Here is a 17,580-nt window from a genome sequence, read left to right as displayed (position 1 = left end):
CTATTTTTTATCCAGAGAAGATAAGGCGAAACGCCGATTAGTGGCGACGCGCGGAGAGATTTCCCAAAATTAGCGTTTTGAACTTGAAAAAACGGCGCCAATGCGGTGAAGTGAAGACATGACATCGTTCGGTTTCCGGAAAGGAAACGTAATTCAGGAGTTCGGTTACGACGAGGACGTAGCCCAGGAAATTCGCAAGGAAATCGAGACCGCCATCGGTGGGGAGCTCGTTGATGAGGATTACCCCGATACCGTTGACGGCGCCATCGCATGGTGGAGATCAGATGATGGGGATACCGATGATCTCACGGATTACTTGCTAGATATCAAGGCGAATTTCGATTCAGACCAAGCGACGTGCTGGCTATTTGTGCCCGGCCCGCGCAGTGAATTTGCGGTAGCTCACGAGAGTATTGAAGAAGCCGCAGATACTGCTGGTTTGCAGGCAACCACATCGGCCTCGGCAGGTACAGAATGGACGGCGGTGAAACTAACCGCGGCGGGTTTTAGCTTCTAACACACTCGTTTCACTCACGCAAGAATGTCGGACACGGGGTGTGGCGTTGCCTATCGCACACGCCACGCCCCGTTTTATTTGCAAAATATCAGGTACTATTTACTGGTGCTCGTGGCCGGCTCCCCGCTGGCGCGAGGAACAAAAACTTATAAAAGCATAGGGGCCTGTAGCTCAGCTGGTTAGAGCGCTTGGTTTACACCCAAGAGGTCGGGGGTTCGAGTCCCTCCGGGCCCACCATTTTATTTACTCGATATGAATCGGCCCGCTTCGGCGGGCCTTTGTTCTTTTTGTGTTGCGGGTTTCGGCCCTTGCACCGGCATGTTGGACGTAAACTAGATATTGCGTTGCGAAGGTTATGCTCGGCGCGGCCGTGCGCGAGCATCCCAGAAGCGAAAGGATCACCGTGGCCACGTACAATATTGCTCTCACCAGCCCGGAAGTTTCTCGCGTGTACACGTACGACTGCCGGGAAAAAGAAAACCGCCAGGTGCTTATCGCGGTTTCGCACGCCCTGGTCCCACTTTTCCCGTTCGACGACGTCGTTACCGTGCACGCCAAGCTCACCGAAGTACTAGAAAAGCTGGGCCTAGAAATCACCACGACGGAAAATCCGGCCCCGGCCGCGCTTCAGCAAGCGGCGCTATTGGTCCGTGGTGGGGCAAGCGAAACCGAACCGGAAGTGGAATTACGTAGCCGCGGGCCCGTTTTCCACTTTGACCATTCGAATATTGATTCCCTCCCGCTCACCGCAGGTTTTGCGCCAATCAGTGCCGGCTGCGACGGACCGATGTGCGCATAAAATGCTGCGCATAAAAGTGCGCCTAAAAAGTGCCGCTAAAGGGCGGCGAAAACAAGTCACGGGGCCCGTACCTTTCCGGCCTGCAAGCCTTCCAACCTGCGAAAACGGGAAATGTGTGCCCTGCCCGGGCTGGAAAGTGCCCCATAGGGTAGCTTTGTGGGTATGAGATACACCGTTGCTGATGTTTGCCGTGCCATGAATGAAGCTTTCCCGCCGGAAACGGCGGCGGATTGGGATCGCGTGGGGCTGATTGCGGGAGCTCCGGAAGATGCCGTGCAAAAAGTGCATTTTGCCGTTGATCCGTGCGCCGCCAGTGTGGAAGAAGCAATTGCGGCCGGGGCAGATATGCTCATCACCCACCATCCGCTTTACTTGCGCGGAACTTCTTCAGTGGCGGCAACTAATGCGAAGGGCCGCTGGGTTACTCGCGCCGTGCGTTCCCGCCTGGCACTCTTTGCGGCTCATACCAACGCCGATGTAGCTGCTTCTACTCGTGCCCTGGCCGAACTGGTTGGCATGGAAATTAGGGAACCGCTTGATCCGGAAACCGGGATTGGTGGGGTCGGGGACTTACCGGCACCGGTTCCATTCGGCCACCTAGTAAAAACTTTCGCCGCAAAACTGCCCGATGTGCCAGCTGGCGTTCTGGGGGCCGGCGATCCTGAAAAACCAATCAAGACCCTAGCCATCTGTTCTGGTTCGGGAGATTCTTTACTTGCCGCCGCGCAAGCATCTGGCGCGGATGCCTACTTTACGGCGGATTTGCGCCACCACCCGGCCACTGATCACCTGTGGAATGATGGATGCGCGCTTATTTGTGCCACCCACTGGGCTAGTGAATGGCCACTATTGGCATACATGCGCGAAGCACTGGCCGAAAAACTACCGGAACTACAAACTTACGTTTCCACAATTCCCACCGACGCCTGGAATATAGCCGTTCGCAAATCCACTATCGGCTAGCCTTAAGACTATGAAAGCACCGCGGAAAGACCAATTACAGCTCCTGGAAGTAGCGCGCCTGGATGCGCAAATTAACCGGCTCGAACGCAATAACCAGAAACATCCCTTGCGGGAAAACCTGGCAAAACTAATGAATGGGACCGCCCGGCAAGGCGAGAAGGTACAGACAACCAGCACTCGCCTTACCCAGGCTCGTAAAAATTTGCGGGAAGCCGAAGCACGTTCGGCAGATCTGCAATCCCAAATCGCGGACCGGGAAGCAAAATACAATGCGGGTGAGGGGCTCACTTCCCGAGATTTGTTGACCTTGGAAGCGGAAATGGCAAGCTTGCGGGAAGCCCTAGACGGCGCAGCCGAAGCCGAATTTACGGCTTTGGAAACCGTGGAAAACGAAGAAACGGCACTGGCGCAAGGGCAGGAAAAACTGCAGGCACTTTCCGGAAAACTCGCCGCCGAGCGGGAAAAACTCGAAACGGTGGTAGCCGAAATTCAATCCCAACAAGCAGATATTCGCCGCCATCGTGATGCGCTCTACGAACCTTTGGCAGCCCCACTCAAGAATCTTTATGACCACGCGGTAGCCAGCGGCGGATACACCGTGATGGCCATGGCCCCGGATGGTAGTACCGACGGCGGTTTGCGGCTCTCCCCGGTGGAAGTGGCAGCTATCAAAAACAAGCCGGCCGATGAAATCTACTTGGCGGAAGAATACGACTGCATTATCGTGCCTATCGACACGGCTTTACCAAACCCTGCCTAAAAACATGCCCGGAAAATGCCTAACCAGGCAATAACCAGGCAATAACCGGGCAATAATAGGGTAGTAACAGAATCTAGAAAGAATTATTGGGACTGTCCGCAAACGGAGACGTATTTCTGGAAGCACGTTGCGTGTGGTAATTTATCCCGCATTGAACGAGGTGGTTCCATGAATAAAAGCAACAATAATACTTCAGGTTTACGTAAAGATTTACAAAACCGCCATGTGCAGCTCATTGCCATAGGTGGTGCTATCGGTACCGGACTTTTTATGGGGTCGGGAAGAGCGATCTCGTTGGCCGGTCCCTCAATACTCCTGGTATATGCCCTGATCGGCGCCGCCTTGTTTATTTTTATGCGGTGCATGGGCGAACTATTCCTCGCCTTCCCTGGCGCTGGCACGTTCTCCGACATTGTGGGTGGGCAGCTGGGCCGCTGGGCCGGCATTGCGGTGAGTTGGACGTACTGGCTGTGTTGGATCGTGTGCGGAATCGCAGACGTTATCGCCATCACGGGTTACTTCTGGTTCTGGTGGCCCGATCTTTCGCCCTGGATACCCGTCGTCGGCGTTACCATCGCCCTTTTCTTACTCAACGTGGTAACGGTGAAGGCCTTCGGAGAACTAGAATTCTGGTTCTCCATGATCAAAATCGTGGCGATCGGAGCCCTCATCGTTACCGGTCTGATCATGGTGGCGACGGCGCACGAGAACCCCAATGGCACGCATTCGGCGGTATCTAACCTGTGGAATTACGGAGGTATTTTCCCCAATGGCTTTGCAGGTTTTTGCCGCGGTTTCCAAATCGCGATTTTTGCGTTTGTGGGGATTGAACTCGTGGGCGCAACCGTGGCAGAAACTGCTAATCCGGCCCACACGCTCCCGCGGGCGATCAATTCCGTGCCCGTGCGCATCCTGCTTTTCTATATCGGCGCGCTTACCGTAATCATGATGGTCAACCCGTGGAACACGATCGACCCGGAAGTTTCGCCTTTCGTCACCATGTATACGCAAGTGGGATTACCGGCCGCAGCTTCTATCGTAAACCTCGTGGTGATCACCTCGGCCATGAGTTCGGCCAATTCCGGGATCTATTCGACTTCGCGCATGCTCTACGGCCTGGCCAATCAAGGGCAGGCACCAGGCATATTTGCGCGGCTTTCCCACCACGGCGTACCGGTAAACGCACTGGCCTCTTCCTGCTTGTTCCTACTTTCTGGGATCGTCCTTATGGCGATGGGAGATTCCGTATCGCGCGCCTTCGAGTTCGTGACCACGATGGCATCCATGCTGTTCATGTTCGTATGGTCGATGGTTGTTATCTCCTACCTGCGCTACGCGGTGAAATATCCAAAGTTGCGCGCCGCTTCCACTTTCCCTGTTCCGGGTGGGCGGGTTTCGGCAGTGGCTGCGCTCGTGTTTTTCGGACTCATGGTGGTACTGCTCGGCTACTTCGAAGAAACCCGAATCGGCCTTGTGCTGGCAGGCCTCTGGGTGATCGGAATCTGCGGTTTTACGCTGTTGCGCGAAAGGCGCGGGCGCAAGCAACTAGAAACGAGGAACTAGGGACGGGGAACTAAGGACGGGGAACTAAGGACGGGGAACAAGGGACGGGGAACTAAGGACGAGGGACTAGGGATTCGCGAAAAACTCTGATGTAGTGCGCGTGGCCGGTGGCGGTGCCGGGGTAGCGGCGCGCGGGCGATAGGGGCAGCGGCGCACGGGCGGTGGCGGCCCTCGGCGTCGCGTGAGCGGTGGCGGTTCTAAGTTAGCGCACGTGGGTGCCGGTGCGTGAACGGTGACGAATCTAGACGGCGCATCGCCCGATAGCCTCGTTTATGGTGCAGGGCGGAAAACGTGTAGAATGGGAGATCGCGAAAGAGCCAGCTGGGCGGCCGCGTTGCGTAAGCACCGAGGAACGTCCGGGCTCCACAGGGAACGGTGGTGGGTAACACCCACCCGGGGTGACCCGCGGGAAAGCGCCACAGAAAAGAAACCGCCGCAAGGTAAGGGTGAAAAGGTGGTGTAAGAGACCACCGCGGCGCCGGTGACGGCGCTGGCACGGCAAGCCCCACCGGGAGCAAGATCAGGCAGCGCGCATTCGAGGTATCCCGCCGAGCGCGCGGGTGGATCGCTACAGCGCTACGGCGCGAGCAGTGGCACGGCAACGAGTCACGTAGATGGATGGTCGCCACCGGGTAGATATAAGCGCTTGGCGCCAATATCTACCCGGTACAGAACCCGGCGTACAGGCTGGCTCTTTCGCGGCAAACCCGCCACGCCTACCTTGCTTGCTTCGCTTGCCTCGCTCGGCAAACTCGGCAAACTCGCCAAGCCCGCCCTGCCAGTAGCATCTGCATTGCGAGCTGCGGCTCGGCAACCCGCATTGCCCGCGTTACCGGCATTGCCCGCGTTACCGGCAGCGTAAAACTTGGTTTTGCGCAGGCTTACACCGCCGCAAGCTCAGGTATTTATAGCCGCAAACCGACGTTAGGATCCGAAGGCAAAGTGAGGATTTCGGGGCCTGATTCGCGTACCACTATCGTGTGTTCGAACTGGGCGGTACGGCCGCGATCAGCGGTTACCGCAGTCCAGTTATCATCCCAAATCTCGTAGTCGATAGTGCCCAGCGTGATCATCGGTTCTACCGTGAACACCATGTTTTCTTGGATGACATCCGCATATAGGGGAGCCGAATCATAGTGCGGGATAATCAGCCCAGAATGGAAGGCTTCGCCCACGCCATGCCCGGTGAAATCTTCTACGGTGCCGTAATCGAAACGGCGAGTGTAAGCCTCGATCACGCGGCCAATCACATTGACTTGCCGGCCCGGTTTGGCCGCCTTAATGCCGCGTAAAGTAGCCTCCGCGGTCCGCTCGATCAACAGCTGGGATTCCGGATCTACTTCACCCACCGGGAAAGTAGCATTCGTATCCCCGTGCACCCCGTTCTTATAAGCCGTGACGTCCAGGTTGATAATGTCGCCTTCTTCAAGCGGACGCGAATCCGGAATCCCGTGGCAAATCACTTCATTGATGGAGGTACAAATAGACTTCGGGAATCCCATATAGCCCAGGCACGAAGGGTAAGCGCCGTGATCGCACATGTATTCGTGAGCAATACGGTCTAGTTCATCCGTAGTCACCCCGGGAGCGATCACTTTCGCGGCTTCATACATGGCATCGGCTGCAATAGTGCCCGCTTCCCGGATCTTTTCGATCGTCTCTTCGCTTTTTACATCGGAAGCTGTCACCTGTTCGGGCCCATCATGGAACATATATTCCGGGCGCTCAATATGCTGCGGTACCGACCGCTTAGGGGACAACTTTCCGGGGGTAATCGCGCCAACCGGCGCACGATGTGCCAAACTCATGAGTCCCATCATAGGCGCGGGCCGGAAGAAAGCCTAAGGCCTGCCGGCCCGCGCCGCAGCTGGCGCCCGCAACTAATGCCGTAGCCAACCGCGCAGCTGGCGCCGGAGTTAGTTAGCGCGTTGCTCGCTCCCACAGCGGGCGCTAGCAACATGCGCCCTAGAACTTAGACTAGAAGCTGTGTTCGGCGCTGGGGAATTCACCCTTGCGTACCGCTTCGCGGTAGGCGGAGGCTGCGTCTTTGAGCGCTTGGCCTACTTCGCCAAATTTTCGCACAAACTTTGGCGCCCACTCGCCGTAACCGGCCATATCCGTCCACACCAAAACTTGGCCGGAAGTGTGCGGCCCAGCCCCAATACCGATGGTGGGAATATGGGCGATTTCGGTGATCTTGCGAGATACCGTGGCGGGGATCATTTCCAAGACGATGGCAATAGCCCCGGCTTTTTCAAGTTCGATGGCATCGTCCTTGAGGCGGGTTTCGGCGCGTTCATCACGGCCCTGTACCCGCGGCCCTCCCAGCGCCGAATCGGATTGCGGGGTGTAACCAATATGAGCCACCACGTTGATTCCGGCTTGGGTAATCGTACGAATGGTGGGGGCGTATTCCGCGCCGCCTTCGAGTTTGACGGCGTCGGCCCCGGCACGCGTGAGCCGGATAGCATTGTGGAGTGCTTGCTGAGGGCTTTCCTCGTAAGAACCAAACGGCAGGTCAGCCACAATGAAAGCGCGTTCAGTGCCGCGCATAACGGCCGCGGTAGCGGTCTCCATTACCTCCATCGTTACGGGGATAGTGGAAGAGTAGCCGAGCATAGTGTTACCGATGGAATCACCCACCAGGAGCATTTCCACTCCGGCGGCGTCGAGCACGCGAGCGGTGACGGCGTCGTAGGCGGTGAGCATGGAAATCGACTCGTGGTTTTTCATCATTTTCCGCAGGTGATGTACCCGAATACGAGATGGGGTGAACTTTCCATCCCGGAAAGTGCTCACGGTTTCGTGTTCCTCACCGTTCGGGGTACCGGTGGTTGCTTGCTCGTTCATAAGCCCTCCGCTAGGTGCTAAGTATTTGAAGCAATCCTACACACTTGCGGCATGTAAGCTGGGGCCTGAAAGCGGTGCGGGATCTGAGCAGGAGGAATATGGGCGCGATACTGAATTTTTTGGGAGCTAGCGTTTACGAGTTTTGGATCGGCATTGCTATATGTGTACTGGCCGTGCTGGTGCTGGCCTGCGCCTGGCGCCCAGAAAAAGAGTATGCGGCCTTACCGCGCGGAGTTTTCCCAGGCCCGCAATCCCCGCGGCAAACCCGCCGGGCCCGTTCTGACCGTCCGCCAATCCGTTCCACCCCACCCGATATGACGCCGGCCCTCGCCGATTTTCTGCTCGACGGCGCCACCGGAGATTCTGCCACCGTGGCCACGCTGATCGATTTGGCGTGCCGAGGCTATATTTCTTTCGACTTTATTCGCGATACCGGGGCGCGGCGCGAAACTATTATCGTCTCCCTCACGCGGGAAGCTGATGCCAATCTGCCCGCCCAAGAAAGACGATTCCTCGAAGCCATACAACAGCCGGGAGCCGGCGAATCCGCAGCTTATCGGCAACTGCGCCCCATGGACGCAAAAACCTACCGAGCGGAAATGGAACGGGCCGGCCTACCGCCTTCGCGCAAACCCATCCTGCGAATCCAAGGGCTTTCCCGCAAACTATCGCACCGCGTGGCTTTGGACGTGCGCGATGAAGTAGTGAGCCACTTCGGGTGGATTTTGCGCCGGCGCGAGTTTTTAGGTTCGCTGGGAGCCGTTTTCTTCCTCGCCGGGATTGCGGGAACGGTGGCAGCTTTCGTGCTTTCTTTAGTGGCGGGCCTGGCGGAGTTTTGGACCGGCGTGAGCGTTTTCGTGGCACTGTGCGGCTTGCTAACCGTGTTGGGGTATAAGCGGCTTTCGCCGGACGGCGTGGTCGCTTCCGACCAAGTGCGCGGGTTTCGCCGCTTCCTTATCGAAGCACCAGTTTCGGCCGGTGCTCGGCTCGAAGATTTCGTGAAATATCCGGGGTGGGCGCGCGCCCTAGGCTGTTTGGAAGAATGGACGCAGTCTTTGGAACGCTTATCACGCACGGACGCGCGGCCCATTGCCAAACTCGTACCCTGGCTAGTCACCCCGGGGGAAGAACTACGCTCTTGGTATCAGGTGCGTGACTACTTGCAAATGATCGACTTGACTTTGCACGGCCACCCCGCCGCCGAAGACGACGACGAACCGGGCGGAGTATGGGGCGTGCTCAAAAAATTCTGGGACCGGGTGCGCAAATGGTTCTGGAACCGCGACCAATTTCCCGCCACCACGGCGTCGGGAAAGCCCGCCCAGCTAGCCGAGCGCTAAAGTTAGCTTATGAACGCACAACAAGAGTACGTGCTCCGTACCATCTCCGAACGGGACATTCGCTATGCTCGGCTTTGCTTCACCGATATTGTGGGCACCCTGAAATCCGTGGCAGTAGCCCCGGCCGAACTGGAAGCCGCCTTTAACGAAGGTATTGGTTTTGACGGTTCGGCAATTCAAGGCCTTACCCGCGTCTACGAATCGGACATGATAGCTACCCCGGATGCCGATACTTTCACCGTGGTGGAAACCGATGAAAACCCGGTGGCCATGCTCTTTTGCGATATCACCACTCGCGATGGGGAAGCGGCCCGTTCCGACCCGCGTTCCATTCTCAAGAAAACTCTGCAACTGGCGGCCGATGAAGGATTCACCGCCTACGTGCACCCCGAAATCGAGTTCTACCTCTTCCTCCCCGGATCCACTATTGATAGCGAACCTCAACCTATCGATAATGGTGCCTACTTCGATTATGTTTCGCGTAGCCTGGCCCACGGGTTCCGCCGCGACCTTATTTTGGCCCTCGAAAAAGCCGGTATCTCCGTTGAATACTCCCATCACGAAGCCGGCCCCGGCCAACAAGAAATCGACCTGCGCTACGCGGATGCACTAACCATGGCAGACGCTATTATGACCACCCGCGTCATTATCCGCGAAGTGGCCCTCAACCACGGCGTGGAAGCTTCCTTCATGCCCAAACCCTTACAATCCTGGCCCGGTTCTGGCATGCACTCGCATTTCTCACTATTCGAAGGCGAAAATAATGCATTCCATGATCCGGCCGGCCAATATGGCATGTCTATCACCGCCCGCCGTTTCCTTGCCGGCCTGATGAAACACGCCCGGGAAATCACCGCTGTTACCAACCAACACGTGAACTCATATAAACGGCTGTGGGGTGGCGGTGAAGCCCCGCCCTATGTGTGCTGGGGCCCGCGAAACCAGTCTGCTTTGGTCCGCGTACCCGAATACAAACCGAATAAGCCATCCAGTGCCCGCCTCGAATATCGGGCTCTGGACACCGCCTGCAATCCCTACCTGGCTTTCGCCGCGGTGTTACGAGCCGGCCTGGCCGGCATCACCGGCAAATACGAACTGCCTGAACCAGCCGATTCTGACGTTTTACTCATGAACGATATGGAAAGAAGCGTGCTCGGCATTCAATCTTTGCCCACTTCCTTGGAATCTGCCATCGGGATTATGCGGCGCTCCGAACTGGTGGCCGATATGCTCGGCGAAGATGCCTTCGACTACTTCCTGCGCGATAAACAAGCCGAATGGGCTGAATACCGGCGGCAAATCACCCCGGCAGAAAGAGCCCGCTTCCGGATGACCTAAAAACAAGCCATGAACCGCAACTCTATTTCATCCCGCCTCCGGGCCGCCGGATTTACCGATCCGCAACGCGCCGCCCGTATCTGCGCGAGCCTTGATCTCGAAGCCCTCCGGCTCAGCCCGGAAGATTTCGCGATTTGCGCCGATCCGGACCGCGCCCTGCTTGCCCTTGCCCGGCTAGAAAAAACCCTCCCGGCCGCCGTGCCACAAATGTTTGCCCCCGCCGGAGGAACTGGTGGCGTTAGCGGGGATACCGGAGTTGGCGGGGGAGCTGCCGGAGTTGGCGGGGGAGCTGCCGGAGCTGGCGGGAATGACGGGAATGGCAGAGGTGGCGGGGGCGCCGCCGGGGCTGCCGGAGCCGGCGGGAGTGCCGAAGGCGGCGGTGCAGGCGATATTGACGGTGCCGGAATTGCGAGCGAAGCCGGTGGGCAGGCAGCCCGGCAGCGCCTTCTTGCTGTGCTGGGCCTTTCCACCGCGCTCGCGGATCATCTGGCCCGCCACCCGGAAGCCGCGCAAATATTGCTTGCCGCGCCGCGCTGGGAAACCTCCGGCCAGGCAGGAACTGCCTGGGAAGTAGAAAGATTGGCCGAGAATCTTGGCTTGCCAGAAACTTCCGGGCCGGCCGCCGGCGGCGCACAGTTTTCCGCTAACTTAGCCCGTAGCTCAGGGGCCGCGATTGCATCTTTGCGGGCTCGCTATTGTTCCGAAATTTTGGCGATCGCCGGCGCTGATCTCACGGCGCCCGCGGCCGTGGAAGTAATGCCGCAGGTTGCCGGGCAGATATCCGACGTCGTTACCCGAACTTTGGAAGCCGGGTTACAACTTGCGCAGGCAGAAACGCCGGGTGCCGAAAAAACGCGGCTTGCCGTGATAGCGATGGGGAAAACCGGCGGACGGGAACTGAACTATGCCTCCGATGTTGACGTGATTTATGTGGCCGAGCCGCGCGGGCAGGTTAGCGAAGCAGAAGCGTTACACATCGCGGAAAAAATCGTGGTCCGCTTGGCACAGATTGTTTCCCAAGCAGGAGCCGAGCCGGCACTGTGGGCTTTGGATACCAATTTGCGGCCGGAAGGTGGGCGCGGTCCGTTGGTCCGCACTTTGGCCTCGCATCTTGACTATTACCGTACCTGGGGGCAAAGCTGGGAATTTCAGGCCTTATTGAAGGCGCGGTTTGCGGCCGGAGACCGGGAACTGGGCGCTGCCTACGTGGAAGAAACCCGGCCTTTGGTATGGCAGGCCTCGCAAAGGCCGGATTTTGTGGAAGATGCGCGGGCTATGCGCCAACGCGTGGAAGAAACAATTGCTTCCCAAGATCAAGAATTGCACGTGAAGCTCGGGCGGGGCGGATTACGGGACGTAGAGTTCACGGTCCAGCTGTTGCAGCTCGTGCACGGGCGGGCCGATCCAAATATTCGGCAAAGTAATACGCTTGCAGCCTTGCAAGCCTTGGCGGAAGGCACCTATATTTCTCGCCAAGATGCGGCCAGTTTGGATCGCTTGTACCGGTGGGAGCGATGTTTGGAACATCGGCTGCAATTGCAACGTTTGCGCCGGGCTCCGCTTTTCCCCACCCAGGAAGGCGAATTGCGGCGAATCGCGCGGGCCATGGGGGAGATGAGCGGGCCGGCCCTGGCAGAAAAGTTCCGGAACGTGCGCCGCCAGGTGCGTGGATTGCACGAAAATATTTTCTATCGGCCCTTGTTGCCGGCAGCGGCCCGGCTCAGTGAATCTGATATTTCCTTGGAACGGGGAGCGGCTTTTGATCGTCTCTCAGCTTTGGGATATCGAGATCCGCGCGGAGCTCTCGGCCATATTGCGGCGCTAACCCGCGGCTATTCGCGTACCGCGCGGATTGCGCGGCAACTACTACCGGTAATGCTCGGCTGGTTTGCCAGCGGCCCGGATCCTGACGCGGGCTTGCGGGCCTTCCGGATTCTTTCCGAAAAAATGGGTTCTACCTCGTGGTATATGCGAGAATTACGCGACGGCGGCCCGGTAGCGCAAAGACTATGTACCGCGTTGGCACGCTCCGAATTTTTGGCCCGCGAAATCCCGGAACTTCCCGAATCCGTAGCCTGGCTGGCTCGTGATGAACACCTGCAACCTCGTACCTTTTCGCAACTCACTGCCGAACTAGAAGCCATGGTGGAAAGGCGAGAAACCGCTCTCGAAATAGCTTTGGCAGGTAGGTTTTTGCGCCGCCGGGAACGGCTCCGCATCGGTCTGGCAACCGCACTGGGAGTTATTGATACAGAAACTGCGCGCCGCGCCCTTAGCCAAGCCACACATATTGCGATCCAAGCCGCCCTGCAAGCTGCTTTGCGCGAAGCTGGAGCTAGCCCCGCCCAGGCACGCGCCGGTTGCATTCGCACGCGCAGGAAATACAACGCCCCGCGCGGCGAGGATACCGGTATGAATACCGGCCCGGGCGGGGAAACCCTCGAGATTTGCGTAATCGCGATGGGAAGCTTGGGCGGGGAAGAATCGGGTTTTGCTTCCGACGCCGATGCGCTTTTCGTTTACCGGTACGGCCCGGAAACCCATGGCGCCGACCCGGAAAAACGCGCCGCCGGCACCGAAGAAAGCACCTCCAGCGTGGAAACCGACGTGGAAACCAACGTGGAATCCAGCGTGGAAACCAAGGTGGAAACTAGTGTAGATCCGCAGCAACTCGCCTCCCGCACCTTGCACTTTTTGCGGGAGGGTAGCGCTGAACCTCCGGTAGAAATTGATACGGACTTGCGGCCGGAAGGAAAGCAGGGGCCGCTGGCTCGCAGCCTTGCATCGTCTGCCAGCTATTACCAGGAATGGGCACAAACTTGGGAAAAACAGGCGCTTTTGCGGGCACGGCCGATCGCCGGAAGTCAAACTCTTGGTCTGGCTTTCCGGGAGGTAATCGACCCGTACCGTTATCCGGCCGCGCCCGGTTTTTCGGCGCGGGAAGTTACCGAAGTGCGGCGCATGAAGTTGCGTATCGAAAAAGAACGAATCCCCGGGGGCGGCCGGGCCACGCACCACGTAAAGCTCGGGCCGGGCGGCTTGGCCGATATTGAATGGACGGCGCAACTGTTGCAGTTGCAATATGCGGGCCAGGTCCCCGGGCTACGCACTACCTCCACAGTAGAAGCCTTACGCGCCGCCGCCCAAGCCGGGATCTTGCGCGCGCCCGATGCTTCCGAGCTAATCGAAGCCTGGCAACGGGCGGGGGCCGTGCGCGATGCGCGGTTCTTAGCCCGCGGTACCGGCGGCCCCAAGGCCGACTATTTGGCTACCGACCCGGCAGAACTTGCCCGCGTGGGAGCTATTTTGGGAGAACCCGGCCGGGAAGTAAATGAGCACTACCTAAAAGCGGCGCGCCGCGCCCGCCAAATAGTCGAAAGAGTTTTCTACGGCCAAGAGCCGCATTCTCCTACTGCGCTCGCATGATTTTAATGCTGCCCAAGCTGGTCCGTGCGTCCAGATTGAGGAACCGTTCGGGAGCGTCATCGTGCCGGCTGGGCGGCAATTCACTACGTACTTGGCCCAATTCTGTTTTGCAATTGGCATTCACGGCAGTGCCGAAGGGGATCCCCACTTGGATCGAACCAGCATCAGTACGCGCGCGTAAAGTTCCGCGCCGGGCTGCGCCCACGCGAATATTACCGGCGTCGGCCTCCAAAGTAGCGTCCCCGCCCAGTGAATCTATTTGCAAATTGCCCGCGTCCACTTTAATACGTGCCGTCAAAACCGTGCCAATAGTAACCGCCCCGGCATCCGCGTTCACGTCTACATCCACCGCACGGTCTATCCGCACTGATCCGGCGTCAGTGCGTGCCCGCACGTTTTTCCAGGTTCCGGTGCAAGTGATCCTGCCGGCGTCAGTAGTAATTTCCGCATTCACTCCTTCGCCGGTTTCGATCCGCACCCTATTTTTGCGGGCGGATGAGCCAACCGAAATTCCGAAAAAATTGATCGTCACCGGTGCTTGACCGCTGCGTGTTGCGCTCTCAATCAGTACCTGCCCGGCGTTTTCCATAACCGTAATATCTTCAGATTCGCTGTAGACCCGGATGCCTTCCACTTCTGGGTTCGCGTGGGCCTCCACCGTCAAATAGTCACCGGAAATGGAAATGTTTTCCGGGGTGGTATCGCTACTAAAAATCAGGTTCGCTTCCGACATTTTGTACTCCTTATGTGGTGATGAAAATAAAACAATTGCCATGCCGGGTATTCGCCCGGCATCTGCCCGTCAATTGGCCGATATCTGCCGGGCAATTGGTAGGCATATGAGGGGAAAAGGACCGGCAATTTACTGGCACGTGGGTCTGCTTTAGCTGCTGCGTGCGTTTTAGTAGAACAGCCCGCTCAGGTGCGTGCGGGACTGCGTGTGCTCGGTTTGCCGGTAACGCGCGCTTTGCAAAACGTTCACGATATAAGCGTTGAGGGACATCCCGACCTGCCGCGCTTCTTCCTCGATATGGGCTTTAAGGTCCCCCGGGAGGCGGAGCGTGAGGCGCGCCTGGTCCGTAACATTTTCAGTTTCTTTTGTCTCTGGGGGAGTTGCCGGAGCGGTGCTGGCATCACTACCGGCGGTTTCTGGCAGATGAGTGGTGCCGTTTCCTTCCCGCACCTTGGCGGTTACGTAAGGGCCGGCCGCACTCACCGCTACCTGTAGTTCCAGATCGGGAACCTGTTCGTTTATTGTCGCCACGATATCCGCCATGGTTTTCATTTGTGCTAGTTCGACGGCGGGGGCGACGGCGGAAATCAGTTTCTCCGCGGTTTCTTGGGTTTGGGCATCAGCTAATTTGGAAACGCTGCGCAAAGACTCCTCAATCTGTGATGCCATATTCTGCACTTGCATGACACCATTATGACACCGTTACCGGTGTCGGTGTCAAGCCCTGGGTAATTTTGGGTGTGCGGTACATGCTTTGACTCGCGCACCTCGAGCCGGGCGACGCCCGAAACCGTGACGGGCTTCGAGTTGCCCGCAGGGATTATCGATGCTTTGCCGTAGTTGATGCTTTGCAGTAGTCGATGTTTTGCGGTAGTTGGCCGGGGGCCTGCTCCAGAGCGGGCTGAGCGGCCTTCCATGCATCACCACCGAGCTTGCCTGGCGCGCAACACTTCTGAAAAGCGGCATAAAGTTTAACGGTCAATCATTTCGGTCTTGAGATGATTGCATCTCAGATAGCCGTTCGAGATGTAACTAAAAGATGCGGCGCAAGTTCGACCGGCATGCGCACCATAATGGCAGCTCTCGTCCCGTGGAATAGCGTGTGCTGAAATAAATATCAATAAGGAGGGGATACGAAATGAAACGGTTCGGGACATTCTCCCTGCTGTCCATTGTCACATTGGTAGTGCTCTGGGCGTTGACCGCGATCAAAGGAATGGGTCTTATGGAAGCTGCAGAATCCACCTGGCCGATATTCCTCGTATCGGTAGTTTTCAACGCTTATATTGTGTGGGGTATGCCGAAATTCCAGCAGCAGATGGCCGCTGCAGATACCGCGGAGGTAACCCGGCGGAAGCGTACGGCTCTCGTTTTTTCGGCAGGTTCGGCGATTATACTCTTGCTTGCCATATGGCTCGTTTTCATCCACTAAGAATCAGCCTAGAAGCGACGTGGATGGAACGCGGATAGTGAGTGCACCCACGTAGTGGCCGTAAAAGTTGCAGTACCTGAGGAGGAGGGAGGAGAAATATCGACACGAGAAGTGGAAAAATAGAAAGTTATGCCTACGTGCATAGCAGCAAGGCAAAACAAATGCTCTGAGCGCCAGCGGAGATAAACTCCCGGAGCTCAGAGCATTTGCATAATTTCCGCAACCTGCCTTTAGCTGGCCGTTCACCGACCGTAGCTTTCCGAACGTCTCAAACGCCTCGCTTTCGGAGGAAACGTCTCGCTTTCGAAGAAACCGGCAGGCCGGCACTAGCTAGCTTCTTACATGGTGTAATACAGCTCGTATTCGTAAGGGTGGGGCCGGGACCGCAGTGGTGTCACTTCGTTTTCCATTTTTAGATCGATCCACGTGCGCACGAGGTTCTCGGTGAATACGCCGCCTTCGAGCAAGTATTCATGGTCGCGTTCGAGTTCGAAGAGCGCGCGGTCCAAAGACGCCGGAATCTGCTCAATGTCCTTATATTCTTCCGGCGGCAATTCGTAAATGTCTTTGTCAATCGGTTCGGGTGGTTCGATCCGGTTACGGATTCCATCCAGCCCTGCCATGAGCTGCGCCGAGAAAGCCAAATACGGGTTAGCCATCGGATCGGGTACGCGGAATTCCACGCGCTTTGCCGCCGGCGAGCTACCGGTAACGGGGATACGAATACATGCGGAGCGGTTGCGTGCCGAATACACCAGGTTGATCGGTGCTTCGAAGCCCGGCACGAGCCGATGATAAGAATTGACGGAAGGGTTCGTGATTGCCGCCAAGGATTTGCCGTGCGCCAACAAGCCGCCAATATACCAACGAGCTAGATCAGAAAGCCCGCCATAGCCGCGTTCATCGTAGAAAAGCGGTTCGCCATCCTGCCATAAAGACATGTGGCAATGCATTCCCGAACCGTTATCGCCGTACAGCGGCTTGGGCATGAAAGTCACGGTTTTTCCGGCTTGCTGGGCGGTACGCCGAATCACGTACTTGAATTTCATGAGGTCATCGGCCGCGGCCCGCAAACTATTGAACCGGTAGTTGATTTCGTGTTGCCCGCCGGTGCCAACTTCGTGGTGGGCGCGTTCCACTTCCAAGCCCACTTGCTCCAAATACTTACACATCTGATCCCGCACGGATTCGTGTTGATCTTGCGGCGCGACGGGGAAGTAGCCACCCTTGAGTGGAATATGGTAGCCCTGATTGCCACCCTCGGTATCGCGCCCAGAAGTCCAGAAACCTTCTTCGCCGTCGACCTCAAAATAGGCCTTATTCACCGTGTTTTCGTAACGTACCGAATCGAACATGTAGAACTCGGCTTCGGCGGCGAAATAGGCGGTATCGGCAATTCCGGTGGAAAGCAAATAGGCTTCGGCGCGCGCGGCAACAGAGCGGGGGTCACGTTCAAAGTTTTCCCCGGTAAAAGGGTCGACGACGTCGAAATTCATCACCAGGGTACGGTCCGGGCGGAACGGGTCAATATAGGCCGTGGCCGGATCGGGTACCAGCTTCATATCTGATTCGTGAATGCGCGTGAAGCCGCGGATCGAAGAACCATCGAACATGAGACCTTCGGTGAGGTTCTTGGCCGTAGCCTGGTGGGCGGGGATCGTGAAGTGCTGCATCACACCGGGAAGGTCACAGAACCGGACGTCGAGGAATTTCACTCCATTTTCTTTGTTCTGAATGTAGTCACTTGCTTCCGCAATACTAGCGAACACGTGTCCTCCTTCACTCCTGGCGCGGTTCTTTTCTGGCCGCGTACGCATTCAACGTAGGTATCGTATAAACCCCCAGCGGCGTTCAAACCA

General features: G+C 57.4%; 14 protein-coding genes, 1 tRNA gene and 1 other RNA gene. 11 read left to right on the top strand and 5 right to left on the bottom strand.

Features of this window, described 5'->3' with window-relative positions:
- Window positions 1-118: 118 nt before the first annotated feature.
- The 7 genes from BLT47_RS04195 to rnpB all read left to right on the top strand — a co-directional run bounded on the left by BLT47_RS04195 (window position 119) and on the right by rnpB (window position 5,301).
- The gene (locus BLT47_RS04195) at window positions 119-517 is read left to right on the top strand and encodes a DUF3052 family protein (RefSeq protein ID WP_049620143.1); all 399 of its coding nucleotides are present in this window, start codon (window positions 119-121) and stop codon (window positions 515-517) included.
- A 160-nt stretch (window positions 518-677) separates the two neighbouring features.
- A tRNA-Val gene (locus BLT47_RS04190) sits at window positions 678-754 on the top strand.
- 166 nt (window positions 755-920) lie between these two features.
- Entirely contained in the window at window positions 921-1,316 is a 396-nt protein-coding gene (locus BLT47_RS04185) for a hypothetical protein (RefSeq protein WP_143021764.1), read from the top strand.
- A 162-nt stretch (window positions 1,317-1,478) separates the two neighbouring features.
- Complete coding sequence (locus BLT47_RS04180; protein ID WP_074662007.1) at window positions 1,479-2,279, top strand: Nif3-like dinuclear metal center hexameric protein; 801 nt, start codon at window positions 1,479-1,481, stop codon at window positions 2,277-2,279.
- A 10-nt stretch (window positions 2,280-2,289) separates the two neighbouring features.
- Window positions 2,290-3,039: a zinc ribbon domain-containing protein gene (locus BLT47_RS04175; protein ID WP_074662004.1), complete on the top strand. Its 750-nt coding sequence runs from the start codon at window positions 2,290-2,292 to the stop codon at window positions 3,037-3,039.
- A 168-nt stretch (window positions 3,040-3,207) separates the two neighbouring features.
- Window positions 3,208-4,602 (top strand): amino acid permease, encoded by a 1,395-nt coding sequence (locus BLT47_RS04170; protein WP_074662001.1) that lies wholly within the window; start codon window positions 3,208-3,210, stop codon window positions 4,600-4,602.
- Window positions 4,603-4,915: 313 nt separating this feature from the next.
- An RNA gene (gene rnpB, locus BLT47_RS04165) (RNase P RNA component class A) lies at window positions 4,916-5,301 on the top strand.
- 206 nt (window positions 5,302-5,507) lie between these two features.
- Here rnpB and map read toward each other — a convergent pair.
- Together map and panB are read right to left on the bottom strand one after the other, a co-directional pair.
- On the bottom strand, window positions 5,508-6,419 hold the full coding sequence (gene map, locus BLT47_RS04160; protein ID WP_244924620.1) for a type I methionyl aminopeptidase: 912 nt from the start codon (window positions 6,417-6,419) through the stop codon (window positions 5,508-5,510).
- 160 nt (window positions 6,420-6,579) lie between these two features.
- Entirely contained in the window at window positions 6,580-7,452 is an 873-nt protein-coding gene (gene panB, locus BLT47_RS04155) for a 3-methyl-2-oxobutanoate hydroxymethyltransferase (protein WP_083330050.1), read from the bottom strand.
- 119 nt (window positions 7,453-7,571) lie between these two features.
- On the opposite strand from panB, the gene BLT47_RS04150 reads away from it, so the two are divergent.
- The 3 genes from BLT47_RS04150 to BLT47_RS04140 are packed head-to-tail and all read left to right on the top strand — an operon-like array spanning window position 7,572 to window position 13,556.
- Complete coding sequence (locus BLT47_RS04150; protein ID WP_176764478.1) at window positions 7,572-8,792, top strand: DUF2207 family protein; 1,221 nt, start codon at window positions 7,572-7,574, stop codon at window positions 8,790-8,792.
- Between the two features lie 9 nt (window positions 8,793-8,801).
- Window positions 8,802-10,130 carry a glutamine synthetase family protein gene (locus tag BLT47_RS04145; protein ID WP_049620136.1) on the top strand — a complete coding sequence of 443 codons (1,329 nt, stop codon included), beginning with the start codon at window positions 8,802-8,804 and terminating at the stop codon, window positions 10,128-10,130.
- A gap of 9 nt (window positions 10,131-10,139) precedes the next feature.
- Window positions 10,140-13,556 carry a bifunctional [glutamine synthetase] adenylyltransferase/[glutamine synthetase]-adenylyl-L-tyrosine phosphorylase gene (locus BLT47_RS04140; RefSeq protein WP_074661989.1) on the top strand — a complete coding sequence of 1,139 codons (3,417 nt, stop codon included), beginning with the start codon at window positions 10,140-10,142 and terminating at the stop codon, window positions 13,554-13,556.
- On the opposite strand, the gene BLT47_RS04135 is transcribed toward BLT47_RS04140, so the two are convergent.
- Together BLT47_RS04135 and BLT47_RS04130 are read right to left on the bottom strand one after the other, a co-directional pair.
- Entirely contained in the window at window positions 13,540-14,289 is a 750-nt protein-coding gene (locus BLT47_RS04135) for a DUF4097 family beta strand repeat-containing protein (protein WP_074661986.1), read from the bottom strand. The two genes, BLT47_RS04140 and BLT47_RS04135, sit on opposite strands and share 17 nt — an antisense overlap.
- A gap of 168 nt (window positions 14,290-14,457) precedes the next feature.
- The gene (locus BLT47_RS04130; protein ID WP_176764477.1) at window positions 14,458-14,958 is read right to left on the bottom strand and encodes a toxin-antitoxin system HicB family antitoxin; all 501 of its coding nucleotides are present in this window, start codon (window positions 14,956-14,958) and stop codon (window positions 14,458-14,460) included.
- Window positions 14,959-15,427: 469 nt separating this feature from the next.
- On the opposite strand from BLT47_RS04130, the gene BLT47_RS04125 reads away from it, so the two are divergent.
- Window positions 15,428-15,721 (top strand): hypothetical protein, encoded by a 294-nt coding sequence (locus tag BLT47_RS04125; RefSeq protein ID WP_049620132.1) that lies wholly within the window; start codon window positions 15,428-15,430, stop codon window positions 15,719-15,721.
- A 338-nt stretch (window positions 15,722-16,059) separates the two neighbouring features.
- Here the strand turns inward: BLT47_RS04125 and glnA are convergent, their stop codons facing one another.
- A complete protein-coding gene (glnA, locus tag BLT47_RS04120; protein WP_074661973.1) occupies window positions 16,060-17,490 on the bottom strand; it encodes a type I glutamate--ammonia ligase in 1,431 nt (476 codons plus the stop codon).
- Window positions 17,491-17,580 lie beyond the last annotated feature (90 nt).

The organism is Actinobaculum suis (assembly GCF_900102025.1).
Classification (GTDB): Bacteria; Actinomycetota; Actinomycetes; order Actinomycetales; family Actinomycetaceae; genus Actinobaculum; species Actinobaculum suis.
This window is presented reverse-complemented; position numbering and strand designations above follow the sequence as displayed.

Excerpts from the sequence above, each read along its gene's own strand:
- BLT47_RS04170 (WP_074662001.1), top strand. The coding sequence starts at position 3,208 with ATGAATAAAAGCAACAATAATACTTCAGGTTTACGTAAAGATTTACAA.
- BLT47_RS04145 (WP_049620136.1), top strand. The coding sequence starts at position 8,802 with ATGAACGCACAACAAGAGTACGTGCTCCGTACCATCTCCGAACGGGAC.
- BLT47_RS04135 (WP_074661986.1), bottom strand. The coding sequence starts at position 14,289 with ATGTCGGAAGCGAACCTGATTTTTAGTAGCGATACCACCCCGGAAAAC.
- BLT47_RS04195 (WP_049620143.1), top strand. The coding sequence starts at position 119 with ATGACATCGTTCGGTTTCCGGAAAGGAAACGTAATTCAGGAGTTCGGT.
- BLT47_RS04130 (WP_176764477.1), bottom strand. The coding sequence starts at position 14,958 with ATGGCATCACAGATTGAGGAGTCTTTGCGCAGCGTTTCCAAATTAGCT.
- BLT47_RS04125 (WP_049620132.1), top strand. The coding sequence starts at position 15,428 with ATGAAACGGTTCGGGACATTCTCCCTGCTGTCCATTGTCACATTGGTA.
- map (WP_244924620.1), bottom strand. The coding sequence starts at position 6,419 with ATGGGACTCATGAGTTTGGCACATCGTGCGCCGGTTGGCGCGATTACC.
- BLT47_RS04180 (WP_074662007.1), top strand. The coding sequence starts at position 1,479 with ATGAGATACACCGTTGCTGATGTTTGCCGTGCCATGAATGAAGCTTTC.
- BLT47_RS04140 (WP_074661989.1), top strand. The coding sequence starts at position 10,140 with ATGAACCGCAACTCTATTTCATCCCGCCTCCGGGCCGCCGGATTTACC.
- BLT47_RS04175 (WP_074662004.1), top strand. The coding sequence starts at position 2,290 with ATGAAAGCACCGCGGAAAGACCAATTACAGCTCCTGGAAGTAGCGCGC.
- panB (WP_083330050.1), bottom strand. The coding sequence starts at position 7,452 with ATGAACGAGCAAGCAACCACCGGTACCCCGAACGGTGAGGAACACGAA.